This window comes from Paenibacillus mesophilus (genome assembly GCF_005938385.1).
GTDB lineage: Bacteria > Bacillota > Bacilli > Paenibacillales > NBRC-103111 > Paenibacillus_AB > Paenibacillus_AB mesophilus.
This window is the reverse complement of record NZ_VCRA01000093.1, coordinates 1-549: the sequence shown is the minus strand read 5'-3', so window position 1 is coordinate 549 and position 549 is coordinate 1. Positions and strand designations below refer to the sequence as shown.

Annotated in this window: 1 protein-coding gene; it reads left to right on the top strand. The window is 39.7% G+C overall.

Translation table 11 applies throughout. From position 1 onward, the window contains the following. Positions 1–59: 59 nt before the first annotated feature. The gene (locus FE783_RS37330) at positions 60–527 is read left to right on the top strand and encodes an SRPBCC family protein (RefSeq protein WP_138884454.1); all 468 of its coding nucleotides are present in this window, start codon (positions 60–62) and stop codon (positions 525–527) included. The last annotated feature ends 22 nt before the right edge of the window (positions 528–549 follow it).

Genomic DNA, 549 nt, shown 5'->3' with positions numbered 1-549 from the left:
TATCTCGAAGTAAAAATGATAAAATGGGTCAAAAGCCGATGAAGAAGGAGGGGTGACTTTTGCCAATTATACAATTATCCCTGCTCATTAACGCACCTATTGATGTATGCTTTGATTTGTCCCGCAGCATCGATCTTCACATGGAATCAACCTCACACACAAATGAAAGAGCGATAAAAGGTCGTACAAGCGGGTTAATTACAGCAGGGGAAACTGTGACTTGGGAAGCAACACATTTCGGCATTCGCCAACAACTAACATCAATCATTACTGAGTTTGATCCACCTCATAAATTCGTGGATGAGATGGTCAGCGGTGCTTTTAAAAGGTTTAGGCACGAACATACATTTAAAAAACAAAATGGTGGTACGTTGATGACAGATCAATTCGATTACACGTCACCTTTTGGACTACTTGGTAAGTTAACAGACGTGATGTTTTTACGATCGTATATGGAACGTTTACTCATGCGGCGAAACGAATATATAAAAAGTAAAGCCGAAAGTGAAAAGCGATACCCATTTTAAGTTCGTTAAGCTAAACGGAGAC